Annotated in this window: 15 protein-coding genes and 1 pseudogene; 7 read left to right on the top strand and 9 right to left on the bottom strand. The window is 57.6% G+C overall.

The features are described 5' to 3' along the window. The first annotated feature begins 37 nt into the window (after positions 1-37). Complete coding sequence (locus B0G52_RS31270) at positions 38-889, top strand: metal-dependent hydrolase (RefSeq protein ID WP_233163252.1); 852 nt, start codon at positions 38-40, stop codon at positions 887-889. 46 nt (positions 890-935) lie between these two features. On the opposite strand, the gene B0G52_RS31265 is transcribed toward B0G52_RS31270, so the two are convergent. From B0G52_RS31265 to B0G52_RS31250, 4 genes are all read right to left on the bottom strand, one after another. Further along, positions 936-2,069, bottom strand: coding sequence for a Ger(x)C family spore germination protein (locus B0G52_RS31265; RefSeq protein WP_094050359.1), 1,134 nt, complete (start codon positions 2,067-2,069; stop codon positions 936-938). After that, positions 2,066-3,163 (bottom strand): GerAB/ArcD/ProY family transporter, encoded by a 1,098-nt coding sequence (locus B0G52_RS31260; RefSeq protein ID WP_094050358.1) that lies wholly within the window; start codon positions 3,161-3,163, stop codon positions 2,066-2,068. The genes B0G52_RS31265 and B0G52_RS31260 overlap by 4 nt, the downstream gene beginning before the upstream one ends. A 24-nt stretch (positions 3,164-3,187) precedes the next feature. Next, positions 3,188-4,630 (bottom strand): spore germination protein, encoded by a 1,443-nt coding sequence (locus tag B0G52_RS31255; RefSeq protein WP_094050357.1) that lies wholly within the window; start codon positions 4,628-4,630, stop codon positions 3,188-3,190. A gap of 157 nt (positions 4,631-4,787) precedes the next feature. After that, positions 4,788-6,563: a glycoside hydrolase family 2 protein gene (locus B0G52_RS31250; protein WP_094050356.1), complete on the bottom strand. Its 1,776-nt coding sequence runs from the start codon at positions 6,561-6,563 to the stop codon at positions 4,788-4,790. A gap of 145 nt (positions 6,564-6,708) precedes the next feature. Between B0G52_RS31250 and B0G52_RS31245 the strand changes: the two genes are divergently transcribed. Continuing rightward, the gene (locus B0G52_RS31245; protein WP_094050355.1) at positions 6,709-7,608 is read left to right on the top strand and encodes an ArsR/SmtB family transcription factor; all 900 of its coding nucleotides are present in this window, start codon (positions 6,709-6,711) and stop codon (positions 7,606-7,608) included. 142 nt (positions 7,609-7,750) lie between these two features. Further along, on the top strand, positions 7,751-8,650 hold the full coding sequence (locus B0G52_RS31240) for an Rpn family recombination-promoting nuclease/putative transposase (RefSeq protein ID WP_094050354.1): 900 nt from the start codon (positions 7,751-7,753) through the stop codon (positions 8,648-8,650). Positions 8,651-8,746: 96 nt separating this feature from the next. Here the strand turns inward: B0G52_RS31240 and B0G52_RS31235 are convergent, their stop codons facing one another. Next, a complete protein-coding gene (locus B0G52_RS31235) occupies positions 8,747-10,141 on the bottom strand; it encodes a DUF5808 domain-containing protein (protein ID WP_233163239.1) in 1,395 nt (464 codons plus the stop codon). 42 nt (positions 10,142-10,183) lie between these two features. Then, positions 10,184-10,564 (bottom strand): GntR family transcriptional regulator, encoded by a 381-nt coding sequence (locus tag B0G52_RS31230; RefSeq protein WP_094050353.1) that lies wholly within the window; start codon positions 10,562-10,564, stop codon positions 10,184-10,186. 227 nt (positions 10,565-10,791) lie between these two features. Between B0G52_RS31230 and yxaF the strand changes: the two are divergent. The 4 genes and pseudogenes from yxaF to B0G52_RS31215 all read left to right on the top strand — a co-directional run. Continuing rightward, positions 10,792-10,957: pseudogene (gene yxaF / locus B0G52_RS36800) on the top strand (transcriptional regulator YxaF); the annotation flags it as partial. Between the two features lie 44 nt (positions 10,958-11,001). After that, on the top strand, positions 11,002-11,349 hold the full coding sequence (locus tag B0G52_RS36860) for an LmrA/YxaF family transcription factor (RefSeq protein WP_483296169.1): 348 nt from the start codon (positions 11,002-11,004) through the stop codon (positions 11,347-11,349). 74 nt (positions 11,350-11,423) lie between these two features. Further along, positions 11,424-11,813: a DUF6069 family protein gene (locus B0G52_RS31220; protein ID WP_094050351.1), complete on the top strand. Its 390-nt coding sequence runs from the start codon at positions 11,424-11,426 to the stop codon at positions 11,811-11,813. Between the two features lie 26 nt (positions 11,814-11,839). Continuing rightward, positions 11,840-12,700: an SDR family oxidoreductase gene (locus tag B0G52_RS31215; protein WP_094050350.1), complete on the top strand. Its 861-nt coding sequence runs from the start codon at positions 11,840-11,842 to the stop codon at positions 12,698-12,700. Here the strand turns inward: B0G52_RS31215 and B0G52_RS36020 are convergent. Genes B0G52_RS36020 through B0G52_RS35425 form a run of 3 tightly spaced genes read right to left on the bottom strand, consistent with a single transcriptional unit; the run spans position 12,697 to position 15,914 of the window. Continuing rightward, a complete protein-coding gene (locus B0G52_RS36020) occupies positions 12,697-13,722 on the bottom strand; it encodes a glycoside hydrolase family 76 protein (protein WP_106359419.1) in 1,026 nt (341 codons plus the stop codon). The genes B0G52_RS31215 and B0G52_RS36020 overlap by 4 nt on opposite strands. Beyond that, entirely contained in the window at positions 13,719-14,798 is a 1,080-nt protein-coding gene (locus B0G52_RS36015; protein ID WP_198960765.1) for a glycoside hydrolase family 76 protein, read from the bottom strand. The genes B0G52_RS36020 and B0G52_RS36015 overlap by 4 nt, the downstream gene beginning before the upstream one ends. Positions 14,799-14,822: 24 nt before the next feature. Then, positions 14,823-15,914, bottom strand: a complete 1,092-nt coding sequence (locus B0G52_RS35425) for a glycoside hydrolase family 76 protein (protein ID WP_369827176.1) — start codon at positions 15,912-15,914, stop codon at positions 14,823-14,825. Positions 15,915-15,918: the final 4 nt, after the last annotated feature.

Genomic DNA, 15,918 nt, shown 5'->3' with positions numbered 1-15,918 from the left:
AACGGAGAATGGAAAGGAGGTCGGCAAAGTGGATTATATGACCCATACTTTGTTCGGAGTCGCCATCTACGGAGCGTTGAAAAAGACAGACATGGACGTCAAAACGAAATGGGCGTTCTTCGGGGCTTCCGTCGGCTCGAGCGTCATCCCGGACATCGATATTCAATGGGCTCGGGCCGGAGCGGATTACTTGATGTCGCACCGGGGGATCACCCATTCTTTCTTGATGGTCCCCGTCTGGGCAGGCATGTTCTCCTTGCTGGCCTGGCTCTTCTTCCGCGTGAAGGACCGGCGACTGTTCTGGACCGCCTTCGCCGGAGTGCTGCTGCATATCGTCAGCGACTGGACGAACGCCTGGGGGACGGGACTGCTTGAGCCGTTCACCTCGCGCAGGTACGCCATCGGCATCATTCCCAACAAAGGCTACGTATTCTGGGCAATGGCGGCCGCAATCGTCCCCTTCTTGCTGCTCTTTCGCGGCGAGAAGCAGCGAACCCGGCTATTTCGCGTCTTCTGGGGTCTGGCGGCGCTCTATGCAGGATTTCAAATCGCCCATTCCGCTTACGTCTACGCGGATCTGAAGAACGACGGCTTCGATCGGGTAGCGATCCGCGCGGACCGGTATCCGGGAGGCCTTTCGTATTACGCGAAAAAAGACCTCGAAGTCGTCGAAGGACGACACGAGGTCGGAGGCGCAAACGGGGTCGTGCGGGAACATCGGATCGATCCGGTGGACGTCGAGGCTTTAATGCTGGACCCTTCGGCCAGAAGCCTGCTTCTGTTCGCTCCCTTCGTGGTCACGCAGGATCTGGGAGACGAGATCCGCGTATTCGATCCTCGCTTCTCGGGCAGAGTCTCGATGCTCAGCGTCAACATTCCGAAAGCGTAGCCCAAGAGGCCGGCCCGAGCGGCTTTATTTCCGCAGGTCCGGCCCCTCAACTCGTAATTCCCACATTCGTGAATTCGACCTTGATGTCGGTGCGAAACCGCGCCCTCTTGTACATCTCCTCCCATTGCTTGGAGGTCAAGCCTTTGATCCGGACGGAGGAACGGTAGATGCTTCCGAAGCCGACGGGGTCCGTTCCCAGCCTCTGCAGCCTCCCGTACAGTTCCTCGTACAGCTCCGTAATTTTGGCGCTTGCCTCCCGCTCCAGCGCGTTAATCTCCGCTCCTTTCTCCAGATTGATCTGCTCGCTGATTTCCTTGAGCTGGCCGTTCACGCGAATACGCACCTCAAAGACCGGATCGTCCTGGCCGACGAGTCTGATTCTTGAGGAAGTGCGAATATTCGTCAGCGTAATGAACAGCGGCGAGACCGCGGGCAATTCGGGCTTATCGTGCTTCAGCGACAGCGCGAGCTCCAGGGAATCGAAATGGTAATTGCCCATCGTCGACTTGAGCAGGAAGCATTCGTCCTCGTTCAGCTTGCCGACCATTCGGTCTTCCTTCATCAGGGCGAGACTCGAGATGGACACTTCGCGATTGCCGCGCTTCAGGAAAGGCAGGACGGGGTCCTTGCCGACCCGATAGTAGGAATTCAGAAAGTAGTGCAGGCTCGGTGACGGAACGACGCCGTACTTCTCGTTTTTGCGAATCAGCTCGAACAGGAACTCCCCCATGCTCATATCCTGCTTGTTGCTCGCCGACATGATGCTTTTGGCGGAGCCGCTGGCGATGGCCAGGTAGACGTTGGTGCCGATCTCCGAATCCCGCTGCAGCGTGTCGGTCAGGTTGATGATCCCCTTTTTGGCCAGCGACTCGCCGTATACAACGACCCGAACCTGCCCGATCACGTCCTGCGACGGCATCTTCAAGTTCAGCTTCGTGCGGACGCCTTTGCTCGTATTGTTGGCCGCGCTCGTACGGACGGGGTTCGCTCTGCCGTCGGTCTCCTGGTAGGCGATAATCGTCGTGCGAATGCGATCGTTGCCCTCCTTGACCTCGTCGTATCCGAGCGCGATGACGATGCCCAGATTGTCGATGATTTTCTGCCTGGCGCAGCCGGCTGCGACGGCCAAGCAGCACAAGAGAACCGCCGCCTTGCCCGCCCACGAATGCCCGCGGATCATGCCGCCGCCCCCTTCCGGCGACGTCGAACGCCTGACAACAACAAGACGATAACCGACAGCAGGAACGGATACGCGAACGAGAATACGATCGCGCAGTCGCTGATCAGCTTGGACAGAACCGCCAGTTGATCGCCCGTCCGGATCGCTTGCGTCACGACGAGCAGCAGCGCGCACAGCAAAGCGAACACGTACTTCCGCTTGAGCGGGACAATCCTCGTTACCCCTTGAATGATCACCCAGCTCGAAATCATCAGATTGGCCAATACGAGAATAAACCACATCATGATCACGATATACTCGAACCGCTCCAGGAAAGTAAACTCGATCACCTTCAGCATCGTCAGCGTTCCCCAGGAGTTGTTCTCGATTTGCTTGCCGCTGTAATAGCCGAGAGACAGCAGCATCATCGCGAGATAGAGCAGATTAACGGACAGCAGGGCGAACTGCGCGTATCGGTGAATGCGATGCGGCTTGCTCATGCGCGAGCTGGTGAAAAAAACGACGTCGAAGCCGCCGATCGTCGCTCCCATCGCCAGCATTCCTCCGAAAATCTGATCAGCCCCCGCCTGCATCACCGGAAGCAGCTCCCGGAAATCCGCTTCCTTGAGCGGGTAGTACAACAGCAGCACGAGCCAACTGAGCAGCAGGAGATGGATGACGGAAACGGTGGAGATCACCCGGATGCCCCCCGACAGACCGTAGGCAATCAGCACGAAAAACATAATTTCAAACACCCATACGTGGATTTCGGGAAAGATCCAGATGAGCAGCACTTCGATATAATTGCGCAGAACGTACATGGACACGAGTATCCAATAGCAGATGAGCACTGCGTTCAGCAACGATCCGAACCATTTTCCGAACAGCTGGCGATGGATATCGTACAGACTCTTGTACTCGAACTTCGCCAGCGTCCGGAAGATCAGGAAAATGACGAAATGCGCGCACAGGCCTGTCGCCAGCACCGAGATCCAGGCGTCATGTTCCGCCGCCTTGTACAGATACTTCTGAAACGCCAGCATTCCGACCGTAATCTGGGAGGTCATCATGATGGAGATCGTAAACGCAGGATGGATAAGTCCTTTCGCCTGCATCGGCGCCGCCTCCTTCGTATGCCGCTATTCCAGGAAGTCTTTGCTCCGCCGTCCCGGCCGACGGGAGTTCGCATCCCGGCTGAGCAGGCTCTTCCATACAGGCATCGTCGTCTTCTCTTCGCTGCGGCTCAGCAGCAGATTCTGCGGCTGCAAATACGGCATTCCGACGCTCGTCTGCTTGGCCAGATGGATCGTCAGGAAGCTGAAGCCGATCACGATGCCGATGCCGCCCCACATTCCGGCCAGCACAATCATCGGAAACCGGATAATCTGTTGGGTGTTGCTCATGGCGAAGTTGGGAATCGTGAACGAAGCCAACGCTCCCATCGCCACGATCATCAGCAGTACGTTGCTTACGAAGCCGGCTTCCACCGCCGCCTGTCCGATAACGATACCGCCAACGATACCCATCGTCTGGCCGACCTTGGTAGGCAGGCGGACTCCGGCCTCGCGCAGCAGTTCGACGATGATTTCCAGCAGCAGCGCTTCGAACAGCGGCGGGAACGGCACTTTGGAATGGGAACGAATCAGCGTCTTCAGCAGCTCGGGAGGCAAAATTTGATAGTGGAACGTAATGGCGGCCACGTAGAACGCCGTGCCGAAGATCGAAAAAAACATTGCGGTCAAACGCAGTACGCGCAGCATGACCCCTATGCTCCAGCGCGCGTTAATATCGGAGAACACGTGCAGAAACTCGAACAGGGTTACGGGACACACGACGGCGAACGGGCTGCCGTCCATCAGCAGCGCGACTTTGCCTTCCAGCAGCTTCTTGCACACACGATCGGGACGCTCCGTATGAAGCATCGTCGGAAACAAGGTTCCGGCATGATCGTCGAGCAGCTGAGCCAGCTTAAGCGTGTCGAAGATGCCGTTCACCTGCTCGAGCCCGCGGAGCCGCTCCCGCAGCCGGTTGACGGTCCGCGGATCCGCCGTTCCTTCCAGGTGAAGGAGCGAGACGGTCGTCTTGGTCGCCGCCCCGAGCTGAATGTCCTCCGAGTACAGCTTGGCGTCCGGGAGCAGTTGATAGATCAACGCCCGATTGGTCGCCATATGCTCGACGAACGAAGCTTGCGAGCCGAAAATGTCCGATTCGATCTCCGGCTTGGAGATCGCGCGGCGGGGAAGGGACGCGGTATTGAGCAGCACGCCTTGGTCGAAGCCGGCAACGTGAACGAAGCTCCAGCCGGACAGCAGCTTATCGCGGATCAGCCCGACTTCGCTTGCGGGCTGCGCTTCCTTGACCGGCAGGCGATTAACCAGCTGCTCCGGTGCCAGCGTCTCCGGCGAAGTCTCGTGAACGATTCGCTGAATTTCCAGCAGCACCGCTTCGGTAAGCAGCTTGCCGTCCGTCAGCGGATCGAGATAAACCACGCTGATTTTCCCGCCGTCGTCCGCATCCAATACTCTGCACTTAAATTCGCTATGGTGAGCGAATAATCGCCGAATGCGTTCGAGCGTCTCCATACCGACCTCCGAGGGATGTATTGGGCACGCATAGTATAAGCAGTTGGGAAGATTTGCATACGGACGCGCGACCGGCCCTGGAAAGGAGACAGCCTCCGAAGCGGCGCGCTGACGCACGGCTTCGGAGGCTGTCGGGGATGCGCCGGACTCTGCTCGGTCAGGCGCCTTCTATAATTGATTTGATCGTTTCCAGGGGCAGCTTGGCTACGCGGTCATACGTCAGGAGACCGTTGATCTCTTGCTCGACGTCGGTCAACTGCGTATAGCAGAAGCCCTGCACGACGCCCGATTGCAGCAGCGGCTGGATGACCGCGCGCAGCCGTTCGGCGTAGTCCTCGTCGTTCTCGGCTCCGGAGTAGCCCCATCCTTCCCATTCGCTCTTCTTGTAGCCGATTCCTCCGAACTCGGTGACGAGAATCGGCTGCCCCGCATAGGAATGGCCGCCGACGGACAGCCTGCGCTTGGCCGGCATCGCTTCCGCGGCCTTCTCCGGGGTGCTGTACCGCTCCTCCAGAACTTCCCTGCGCCATTCGTAGTCGTGAATGTTGAACAGGTCCGTCGCGACCATCTCCCAACCGTCGTTGGAGACGACCGGCCGCATCGGGTCAAGCGACTTCGTCAAATGGTACATCGTCAACGCGTGCTGCTGCTGCCGCTTGTCGATCTGAATGTTCGGCACGCCCCAGCTTTCGTTGAGCGGCACCCAGGCGACGATGGACGGATGGTTGTAATCGCGCTCCATCGACTCCTGCCATTCGTTCACGAAACGGCGTACGTACTTCTCTGAATATTGATACGCGTTGGCCGCTTCGCTCCAGACGAGCAGGCCGAGCTTGTCGCACCAGTAGAGATAGCGAGGGTCCTCCAGCTTCTGGTGCTTGCGCGCTCCGTTGAAGCCCATCGCCTTCGTCAGTTCCACGTCCCGTCTGATCGCCTCGTCGCTCGGCGGCGTCAGATTGCCGTCCGGGAAATACCCTTGGTCGAGCACGAGCTTCTGAAAATACGGCCGGTTGTTCAAACAGAACTTGCCGTCTTCGATAGACACCTTGCGCATGCCGAAATAGCTGGAAGCTTCGTCGATCGCGACGCCGCCGCTTCGCAGCGTGAGGCGTACGTCGTACAGGTTCGGCTTCTCCGGGGACCACCAGCGTCCTTGGGAATGATCGTTGAAGTCCGTCAGGCGGATCGTTCTCGTCTCCTCTTCGTTGTTCACCCGTACGATATCGCGGGTGACGGGAGCTCCTTGATAGGAGATGTCGATCTCCAGCGTCAACTCGTTCGGCTGGCCGTTCAACCCTCCGAAAAAGATCCGCATCTCGATGTCGTTGCGATCGATGTCCGGCGTGAAGCGGACTTTGTCCACATAAGTCTGTCCGACCGCTTCCAGCCACACCGTCTGCCATATGCCGGTCGTGCGGGTATAGAAGATGCTGGCCGAATCCGCCAGCCAATACTGCTTGCCCCGCGGCAGCGTAACGTCCCTGCTGTAATCGACGGCTTTGACGACGAGCGTATTGGCGCCGCTCGGGTTAACGACATCCGTAATGTCGGCGCTGAACGGCGTGTGGCCGCCTTCATGCCTTGCCGCCAGCTTGCCGTTCACCCATACCGTCGCCTCGTAGTCGACCGCGCCGAAGTGTAGAAGCGTGCGCTTGCCGGAGAAGGACGCAGGAGCTTCGAATGCGGTTCTGTACCAGACGACGTCGTGAAAGCCGGGATCGCCGATGCCGCTCAGCCGGCTCTGGAACGCGAACGGCACCTGAATGCGCCGGGACAGCTCCTTCCCTCCCGTCTGCCACTGCTCCTTGTCGCCGGCTCCGGCGTCGTCGAACTCGAATTCCCATTCTCCGTTCAGATTAATCCAATCCGCGCGCTCGAATTGCGGGCGCGGATGCTCCTGCCGAAATTTTGTCGCCATATTCGCAGCCTCCATAAGTTAACTTATTGATTAACTTAATAACTTATAAATTCACTTTACAGCTCATATTATCGAATAACCATCTATTTAAGTCAATACTTGATTGTTTAATTAACTTTTGAATTATATAATGAAAGGATTAAACGGCGAGGAGATTGTCATGATTATACAAGTCCATTCCCGCAACGCGGCCTATTTCGAATGCTTCGCTTCCGAGACCCGGCTGCGAATGATCGAATTGCTGAACGTCCGGCCCATGAACATCAAGGAGCTCGCGTCCGAGCTGCAACTATCCTCGGCCATCGTGACGAAGCATATACAGAAGCTTGAAGAATCGGGAATCGTCGGAACGGAAAGCGTGTCGGGACTGCGAGGGAGACAGAAGGTGTGCCGACTGCTGCCCGACAACGTAACGCTGCAGTTCAGGACGCCGGAGGAGAAGGACGTCCGGCAATATTCGGTGTCCGTGCCGATCGGCCAGTTCTCCGACTTCCAGGTCAAGCCGACGTGCGGCCTGACGTCCGAGCACGCCCTGATCGGAATGGTCGACGACCCCCGCTACTTCTCGGATCCGGAGCATGTGAAAGCCAAGCATCTCTGGTTCGCCAGCGGCTTCGTCGAGTATCGGATTCCCAATTACCTCGTCGGCAGCCAGAGCGCGCAAAGCCTCAGCCTGTCGCTTGAGCTGTGCTCCGAAGCTCCAGGCTACAACGAGAACTGGCCCTCCGACATTACGTTCTCGTTTAACGGAGTCGAGATCGGCGTCTGGACATGCCCCGGCGACTACGGAAGCCAGCGCGGCGCGCACACCCCGGCATGGTGGAACATGGGCACGCAGCACGGGCTGCTGAAGACGCTGACGGTCCGATCCGACGGCACCTATCTGGACGGAATCCGTCTGTCGGATACGGACATCTCCCGCCTTGGCATACGCTACGGAGAAGACATCCGCTTCCGCATCGCCAGCCGAGAAGACGCCGAGCACCCGGGCGGCGTCAGCCTGTTCGGCCGCCATTTCGGCAACTACGATCAGGAGATCGAAGTGACGGTTCATTATTAACCCCTGTTCACGGACCGCGCTATCGGGTAAAATGAAGTCAATATAAAATTCCGGCCGTGAAGCACACGCCGCTTGTTCCCTCTGACGAGGGAGCGAGCGGCGTTTTGTTTTGAGCGGACCACGAAGAAGGTGAGGAATACGGATGGGCGAGAAAAAAGCCAAACCGCACGACGAAGCGCTCAAGAAGTTGCTTCAGACGTTTTTCGCGGAGTTTATCGAGCTCTTTTTTCCAGAGCTAAGCTCGTTGCTGGATCATCGCCATACCCGATTTCTGATGCAGGAGCTGCTCGTGGACGTCGTCGGCGAAGAAGCCAAAACGCTGGACTTGCTGCTGGAAACCCGCTGCAAAGCGCTCGACGCATACATCCTCGTGCATATGGAACCGCAGTCGTATCGTCAGAAGGACTTTCATGAACGAATGTTTATTTACTTCAGCCGCTTGTTCGAGCGCCATCGCAATCAGCACCGGCTCATTATTCCGATTGCCATTTTCACGGCGGATGAAGGGGCGGAGGACCCGGATACGTTCGTCATGGGCATTCCCGATCACGAGATCGTCCGTTTCAAGTTTCTGAAAGTCGAGCTGAGAACGTTGGATTGGAGACGGTTTATCGCTTCGGAGAATCCGGTGGCTGCTGCGCTCTTGGTCAAAATGGGATACAATGAGAAGGAGAGAAGAGAAATGCGTTCGGCGTATTTGCGAATGCTTTTACGGCTTAGTTACAAGCTGGACGATGCGAGAATAGCGCTGTTGGTGTCGGTGGCCGATCTGTACTTCGAGCCCGACCAGGACGAAGACGAGAAGCATTTGAACGAAATCTTGAAAGACCATCCGAAGGAAAGGGTGAAATTGATGGAACTGATGCCTGCATGGAGGCGCTGGGGATACGAAGACGGAATCAAGGAAGGCTTGGAAAAGGGGAAGGCAGAAGAGCGGGCCGCGCTTGTCCGTCGAATGCTCGCCAAAGGGTTTACCCCGCAGCAAGTGGCGGATACCCTCGAAATTCCGTTAAGCGAAGTGGAACAACTCGAAAAGTATTAAACATGGGAACTCGTTCGTTCCATGCATGATTTCGTAAAGAGAACCTTCAATTCCACTTAAAGGGTGGCTTGAAGGTTCTTTGCCTTACAAAATATCTCATTCCCGTGAAGTCCGTTCCTTCAGCTGCTCGAACAGCTCCGTCGTGAGAACCGGGTCCTTGTCATTGTAGAAAATGTAGACGTCGTCCAGCTTGATGCGGATGTAGGGCGGATTTTTTTTGAACACGTACAGTCGCGTCTTGCCCAGCCCTTTCAGCCGAAAATGTCCGCGCGCATGCGTGCCCGTCGCCTCTCCGTTAAGTTTGGTGCCTGATGGAATGTCGTCAACCAGCGTTAACTCCTCGATGTCGGACAGGCTGAAGTCGTAGGAATACATCGGATAATCGATGCTTACCGTGCTGTCCGGCGACAATGTCAACGTTGGCGAGGTCAGCTCCGAACGGATGAGCAGGAACGATACGCCGACGATAACGGCAGCCATAAGTGCCAACGCCCCTCCCATAATCACCTTGCCGGCCAGCGTGCCCGTATTGATCGTTTCCCCTATGCCGATCCTTTTCGTAACCATCAAGCTCTTGTCGTTAGGATTATGGTAGGTGAACCCGTTCGCCCAATATTCGTCGTCGTCCGTGTAAACGACTTGGTCGTTCTGCTCCAGCAGCTCTTGCTCGAGGGCGTGGATTTTGCGGTGCACGTACAGGATCAAACCAATCGGAATCATCGTGAACGCTATCGTAAGCGCTGCCCAGGCGCCGAAGGCGTCCCCTTGCTCGCCGGTCGCGGCCAAATAGATGAGCGCAAAATGGACGTTCTCGACAATCGCCATAACTACCCACAAATAAGACCAGGCGCGTCGCCGCGCTTGATTGAGGCTCAAATTCGCTTCGCTGTTCATGCTGTAGACTTTGGCCTTCGCCCTTCTCATTCCAAGCGAGATGAACAAGAACATTACGGTTATGGCCATGCCCGCGATGCCGATCCCGAGATAGGCGGTGTCGTCACGAAAAGTCCACATCGCCAGCCCTGCGGATATCGCCAGAGGAACGGCGAACAACCATAGAGGGGCGGAGCGCTTGTTCTTCAATTGGGCGACCCGCAGATCGCTGCGAACGACCCGTTTCGCTCCGACGAACCAATCGTTCTTCCGCTTAAGAGCCAACGTTTCGCGGAACGCGTGTCGAAACGGAAAAACCGAGACGACGAAATAACCGCACATCCAGAGAAGATAATAGATCGTTTGATAGGCCGGCCATGCATACAGCGCGACGACCGGAACGAACAGCGCGAGCGTTGTCAGCTGAGATCGGGCAAATCGCTTGCGGAATCCGGTCCGTATGTCGAGAATCTTCTCGTCCTCGGCGGCATGTTCCGGCAGCGTCACGGCGAACAGCATCCCTTTTTTATAGCGGGACTGGGGATTGTAAGTGGCAATGATGACGATATAGCCGATAGCGGCCGTTAGCAGATAGACGGCGGTAAGTATAGCAATCAACTCTCTTCCTTATGATGGCTAGGGCGTGTATGCATACACGCCCTAGTGCTGATAGGTCATTCTGGAGAAAATTCGGGAGCATAGCGACTGGAACGCGGATTGGTCGACACCCTTGATCGTAGCCTGAGCGATAATCAACTGAAGCTGTTCCTCCAGTTGCTGGACGTGTACGTCGGCGTTCTGCGCTCGCGGGCTTACCTTCGCCCCGTGTCTCCGATCGATGACGATGTACCCTTCTTGCTTCAGAAGCGCGTAAGCTTTGTTCACCGTCATCGTGTTGATGCCCAGATCCTCGGCAAGCTGGCGAACGGTCGGCAGCCTCTCCTGCTCCTCCAATCGGCCGGTCGCGATGCCGATGACGATCTGGTTGCGAAGCTGCTCGTAAAGCGGCGTCTCGCTATCCAATTGCAGCGTGATGACCATAGCGCTTACACCTCCAAAACACTTAAGTATTATTTATTATAATACAAATAATACTTAAGGAGCAAGCGGAGATCATTTTGCGGGATGCCGCCGCGTTCCTGAGGAAGAGGAGGGTGCAACGAAGGGCTGCTTCGGACAGCAATCCTGCTTTTGACATCGTATCTTTTTTCCGCTACTCTGATAGGCAGATTCTCTCTCTCATCTCATTCGAAAGGAGCGATTGTCCCATGCTTTCGCCGCGCGATCGAATATTGTCCACGGCTGCCCGGCTTTTCCAGATCCAGGGCTATCATGCGACAGGCTTGAATCAGATCGTAAAAGAGAGCGAAGCGCCCAAGGGCTCCTTGTACCATTACTTCCCGGGAGGCAAGGAAGAGCTTGCGGTCGCTGCCCTCGCGCGCAGCCGAAGGTTCATCACCGATCGACTGGAAAACAATTTGGCCAAGTCCGACAATGCCGTCCAGGCGTTTCAGGGTCTCGTGCAATCGTTCGCTTCCGCCCTCGACGGCTCTGACTTTACCGCCGGACTGTCCGTCGCCAATCTTGCCTTGGATACCGCGCATTCCAGCGAAGCGATTCGGCAAGCCTGCTCGGAGGCTTACGACGAATGGATCATGCTCCTGCGCGAGAAGCTGGTGGACGACGGGCATCCGGCCGACCGCGCCAGCGAGAGCGCCCTCCTGCTGCACGCTTGGATAGAAGGCGCCTTTATTCATGCCATCGTTCATAGAGACACGGCAATCTTTCGGTTGATCGCCCAACGAATTCCCGTTTTGCTCGCATGAGGCTATTGCAAAACGGTTTTTTATCGGATACATTATATAGACTGGTCTAACTAATATGGATAGAGGTGTCGGACATGTCCAAATTTCTGAAATACGGATTATGGGGCGGATTGCTAAGCGCCCTCCTGAACACGGGAATCGTTCTGCTATTTCTCGTCGCGAAGGGTGATGAAATCGTCTGGGCCGGCCAAAATAAAGATACGCTGTATCCGGTCGTCGTCTTCGCCGTGTCCCTGGTCGCCTCCTTGATCGGAGGACTGTTGGCCGGTTCCCTGTTCCGCAAGCAGGCGAACGGATTCCGCAATTATATTGTTCTTGTCGTCGTCATGGTCGTCCTGAATTCCATCGCGGGAGAAACGATGCTCTCCGAGTCCTATCGGCTTCTCTCCCATGTCACCCATCTCGTCGCGGCCGCCGTTTCGATCTGGACGATGGGCCGGGCGGGATTGCGCGGACGGAAATAACGCTGCCGAAAAGAGGAACCAATGCCATGAATCCATCCGTTCTGGTTACCGGGGTTACAGGTAATGTGGGAGGAGAAATCGCAAAGCTGTTGAACGAGAAACGCATTCCTTTCAAATCCGCTGTACGCTCGACCGGCGGCGGCCCCGAACTTGAATACGCGCAACGGACCGAATTCGATCTGCTCCGTCCGGCAACGTTCGCTCCGGCGCTTGCCGGAGTCGAACGCCTGTTTCTCATTCGTCCGCCCGCCATCGCGGATCCGAAGTATTTCGAACCTTTGCTGGAAGAAGCGCGGCGGCAAGGAGTCAAGCATATCGTCTTTTTGAGCTTGCTGGGGGCGCAGACGCTTTTCTTCGTCCCGCATCGCAAAATCGAGAAACGTATTCTGAAGTCGGCCCTCCCCTACACCTTTCTGCGTCCCAGCTTTTTTACGCAAAATTTGAATACGACACATTTGGAGGAAATTCGGGAGGACCGCCGGATCTACGTACCCGCGGGCAAAGGAAGAACAAGCTTTATCGATGTTCGCGATATTGCCGAGGTGGCGGTTCGGGCTTTAACGGAAAACGGCTTCGAGAACCGCGCCTATGATTTGACCGGAAGCGAAGCGCTCACCTACGAGGAGGTCGCCGCCCGGATGACGGAAGAATGGGGAATCCCGATCTCGTACGCCAATCCGAGCATGGGCGAATTCAAAGCCTATTGGCATAGCAGAGGCTTGCCGGCGGATCAGATCAACGTTATGGCCGGCATCTACCTCACCGCCAAAATCGGTTTTGCTAAAAAAGTAACGCCCGATCTCGAACGGCTTCTGGGCCGGAAGCCGCTGTCCGTCAGTCAATACGTTCGAGATTATCGAGCAGAGTTTTTCCCCGAGCCGCTCTAAGTCGCCAACGCCTCCGCCAGCATGACGCCGCTCAGACGAACGCTGAGCTGGACCGGGCCGGCCGGAGGCTTCGACCACGACGGACCGATCGCGCCGGAAGCGCGATCGATTCCGCGTTCCCGCAGGGTCTCCCCGTTGCGGCGCAAAATGTTCGCCCACGCCCCAGCCCCCTCCGCTCCGCTTGCGATCAGCAGCTTGACATAGCGGACGAGAATGCCTTTGAACAAGCCGGTGTCGTCGATGCCTTCGTCCGGCAGCATGCCCGTCTCCGGGTCGACCAGGCGGTCGATCGTCGCCTGCGCCGTCCTCTCCGCCTCCCGCAAGTACCGACTTTCGCCCGTAAGGGCATGAAGTTCGAGCCCCGCTCCGATCATGACGCCTTGACAGTAAGTGAACGCCCAGTCGTAATCGATGCGACCGTCGCCGATCCGGTTCATGCCGTCCCACACGAAACCCGTCTCCGGGTCGACCAGATTCTCCAGATTCCACTCATAAATTCGTTTCGCCCAAGCCAAATCTTCCTCCGCTCCGAAGCGGGCGTGAAGCCGGGCTGCGAGAATGGCGGCCGGCGCGTTGGCCGGCGTGTTTTTGTAGTCCAGTTGATTTTTGTTCCACGCCAGCCCGCCGCCCATATGTCCGTTCCAGGCAGTTTGGATGTCCGTCCACAGGTCGAGCACGGCCAGCTTGTATTCCTCTTCGCCGGTATGATCGTACATTCTCAGCAGCGCCAGCGCCGTCCATTCCATATCGTCGTAATAATCGTGGCGATACGTGCCGCCGTTGGACGCCTTGAGGCCGCGGGCCAATTCCCGCGCGCGCTCCAAATACTTCTCGTCCCGGCTCCGTTCCCATCCGTCGACCAGTACGTCGATCGCATGGGCTTGCCACCAGTAGTAATAGTTCTCGCCCTCCGTGCCTTCCTTGAGCGGATACCATTGATTCATGATAGCCGTCCGCTCGTTCCAGTAATGCCGGTAGAAAAACTCCTGAAGCTCCTCGGCCCTCTCCGTCCAGCCGCTCATACCGTCGCCTCCGTCCGACCGGCAAGCTCCGCAGCTTCAAGCCGCGCGGCCGCCTCCAGCAATAGGATCCCGCTGATCTGCGTCCCCAGCTCGACCGTGCCGCCCGGGGGCTCGTTCCAGTTCGGACCGAACAGCGTCCGCTCGGCGTCCCTTCCCTTCGACCATAAAATATCGGCGTTGCCGGCAACCAGCTTCTCAGGCTCCCCGCTGCGGGACGGGTCGGCGAGCGCCAGCTGCGCCAGATAGCGGACGAAAATGCCTTTGAACAGTCCGCCGTCGCCATTTCCTTCGTTCGGCAGCAGCCCTGTCTCCGGGTCGGCCAATCTACGGGCAGCCGCGCCTGCCGTTCGCAGGGCGTCCTGCATGTAAGCCTCGTTCCCGGTCGCCCGATGCAGCTCAAGCGCCGCGCCGATATACACGCCTTGGCAGTACGTGAACGCCCAATCCTTGTCGATTGCTCCGTCGCCTTGGCGGTTCATGCCGTCCCAGACGAATCCGCTGTCGGGATCTACCAGATTGTTTTTCTGCCACTCGTAAATTTTAAGCGCCCAATCCAGATCGGCTTGATCCCCGAACCGCGCGTGCAGCCGCGCGGCCAGAATGACGGCCGGCGCGTTGGCCGGCGTATTCTTGTAGTCGAGCTGACTCTTCTGCCAGGCGATGCCTCCGCCCATATGCTCGTTCCAGCCGGTCTTGATGTCTTCCCAGAGCAAGAGCGCCGCACCCTTGTACTTCTCCGTGCCGGTCGCGTTATAGGCTCTGAGCCAGGCGATCGCCATCCACTCCATGTCGTCGTACAGCGCGTTCGGCCATGCGCCGCCGTTGCGCCTGAGCAGCCCTTCGTACAAGTCGTCCAGCAGCCCGGAGTAGCGGGAATCCCCGGTGCGCTCCAAGCCGTCCGTCAATGCCTCAACCGCGTGCGCCATCCACCAGTAATGGAAAATCGTATTGCATTCGCCGTTCGGACACGGCGTCTCGATGTCGAACATGCCGATTCCGGCATTCCAGTAACGTTCTGCCAGCGCCTGCTGCGCCAGATCGGCCCGAGCGGCCCATGCTTTCGTCTGCTCTCTCATAGGTAGGATCACCGCTCCGTTTCTTTATTTAAAACCCAATCTCTCCAGCTTGGCCGCCTGCTCGATCAGTATCACTCCGCTAAGCTGCGAGCTGAGCTGCACGACCGTCTCTGGAGGCTGCGCCCACGACGTGCCGAACCTTGCCGCGTCGCCGGTCCGGCCGTAATCCCACAGGCTGGCCGCGTTCGTCAGAATCAGGCTGCCGTATTGGCCGCCCCGCTCCGGCTCGCGAACCGCCCATTCGGTCAAATAGCGGACGAGCACGCCCTTGAACAGGCCGCCGTCGCCGTCGCCTTCGTTCGGAAGCAGCCCGGTTGCCGGACTTGCCATCGTACCGAGCACGTAGTCGGCTGTCTTGTTCGCATCGTCCCGATATTTCTTCTCGCTGGTCACTTCGTACAGCTCCATCGCCGCGCCGATAAATACGCCCTGTCCGTAAGTAAACTTCCAGTCCTTGTCGATCGCGCCGTCTCCCGTCCGATTGATTCCGTCCCACACGAGACCGGATTCCGGATCGACCAGCGTCCGCTTCTGCCAATCGTAAATTTTCAGCGCCCATTGAAGATCCTCGTCCGCGCCGAACACCCGATAGAGTCGGGCTGCGAGAATAACGGCCGGCGCGTTGGCGGGCGTATTCTTGTAATCGAGCTGCTCCTTGCGCCAGGCGATGCCTCCGCCCATCTCCTCGTTCCAACCGCCCTTGATATCCGTCCACAGTTCAAGCGCGGCGTCCCTGTATTTGTCGTCGCCCAGCAGCTCATAAGCTCTCAGCCAGGCGAGCGCCATCCATTCCATATCGTCGTAATAGCCGTTCGTCCATACGCCGGCGTTGCGGTTCTGAATGCCTGTGAACAGCTCGCCGATCCTCTCGCGCAAGCCGTCGTCCTTCGTCCGTTCGTAGCGATCGAGCAGGGCGTCGGCCGCATGCGCCAGCCACCAGTAATTAAACGGATCGGTGCACGCCTGCAAAATGCAAGGAGACGCATTGTTGAACATGCCTCGCTTGCCGTCCCAGAATGAATGCTCCAGATCCACGCCCGCCTCGTCGGCCCTCTCGGCCCACAACTCCCGACGCGCACCGCCTCCCGGCCAGCCCGTCGAGATCCAGATGATCACCGCA

Source organism: Cohnella sp. SGD-V74, assembly GCF_003001675.1.
In the GTDB taxonomy this organism is placed as follows: domain Bacteria; phylum Bacillota; class Bacilli; order Paenibacillales; family Paenibacillaceae; genus Cohnella.
Note: the sequence above shows the minus strand (reverse complement) of the source record. Positions and strands in the feature narration are given on the sequence as shown.

Bases quoted from the DNA above. Each gene is read 5' to 3' on its own strand.
- B0G52_RS31270 (WP_233163252.1), top strand. From the start codon at position 38: ATGACCCATACTTTGTTCGGAGTCGCCATCTACGGAGCGTTGAAAAAG.
- B0G52_RS31265 (WP_094050359.1), bottom strand. From the start codon at position 2,069: ATGATCCGCGGGCATTCGTGGGCGGGCAAGGCGGCGGTTCTCTTGTGC.
- B0G52_RS31260 (WP_094050358.1), bottom strand. From the start codon at position 3,163: ATGCAGGCGAAAGGACTTATCCATCCTGCGTTTACGATCTCCATCATG.
- B0G52_RS31255 (WP_094050357.1), bottom strand. From the start codon at position 4,630: ATGGAGACGCTCGAACGCATTCGGCGATTATTCGCTCACCATAGCGAA.
- B0G52_RS31250 (WP_094050356.1), bottom strand. From the start codon at position 6,563: ATGGAGGCTGCGAATATGGCGACAAAATTTCGGCAGGAGCATCCGCGC.
- B0G52_RS31245 (WP_094050355.1), top strand. From the start codon at position 6,709: ATGATTATACAAGTCCATTCCCGCAACGCGGCCTATTTCGAATGCTTC.
- B0G52_RS31240 (WP_094050354.1), top strand. From the start codon at position 7,751: ATGGGCGAGAAAAAAGCCAAACCGCACGACGAAGCGCTCAAGAAGTTG.
- B0G52_RS31230 (WP_094050353.1), bottom strand. From the start codon at position 10,564: ATGGTCATCACGCTGCAATTGGATAGCGAGACGCCGCTTTACGAGCAG.
- B0G52_RS31220 (WP_094050351.1), top strand. From the start codon at position 11,424: ATGTCCAAATTTCTGAAATACGGATTATGGGGCGGATTGCTAAGCGCC.
- B0G52_RS31215 (WP_094050350.1), top strand. From the start codon at position 11,840: ATGAATCCATCCGTTCTGGTTACCGGGGTTACAGGTAATGTGGGAGGA.
- B0G52_RS36020 (WP_106359419.1), bottom strand. From the start codon at position 13,722: ATGAGCGGCTGGACGGAGAGGGCCGAGGAGCTTCAGGAGTTTTTCTAC.
- B0G52_RS36015 (WP_198960765.1), bottom strand. From the start codon at position 14,798: ATGAGAGAGCAGACGAAAGCATGGGCCGCTCGGGCCGATCTGGCGCAG.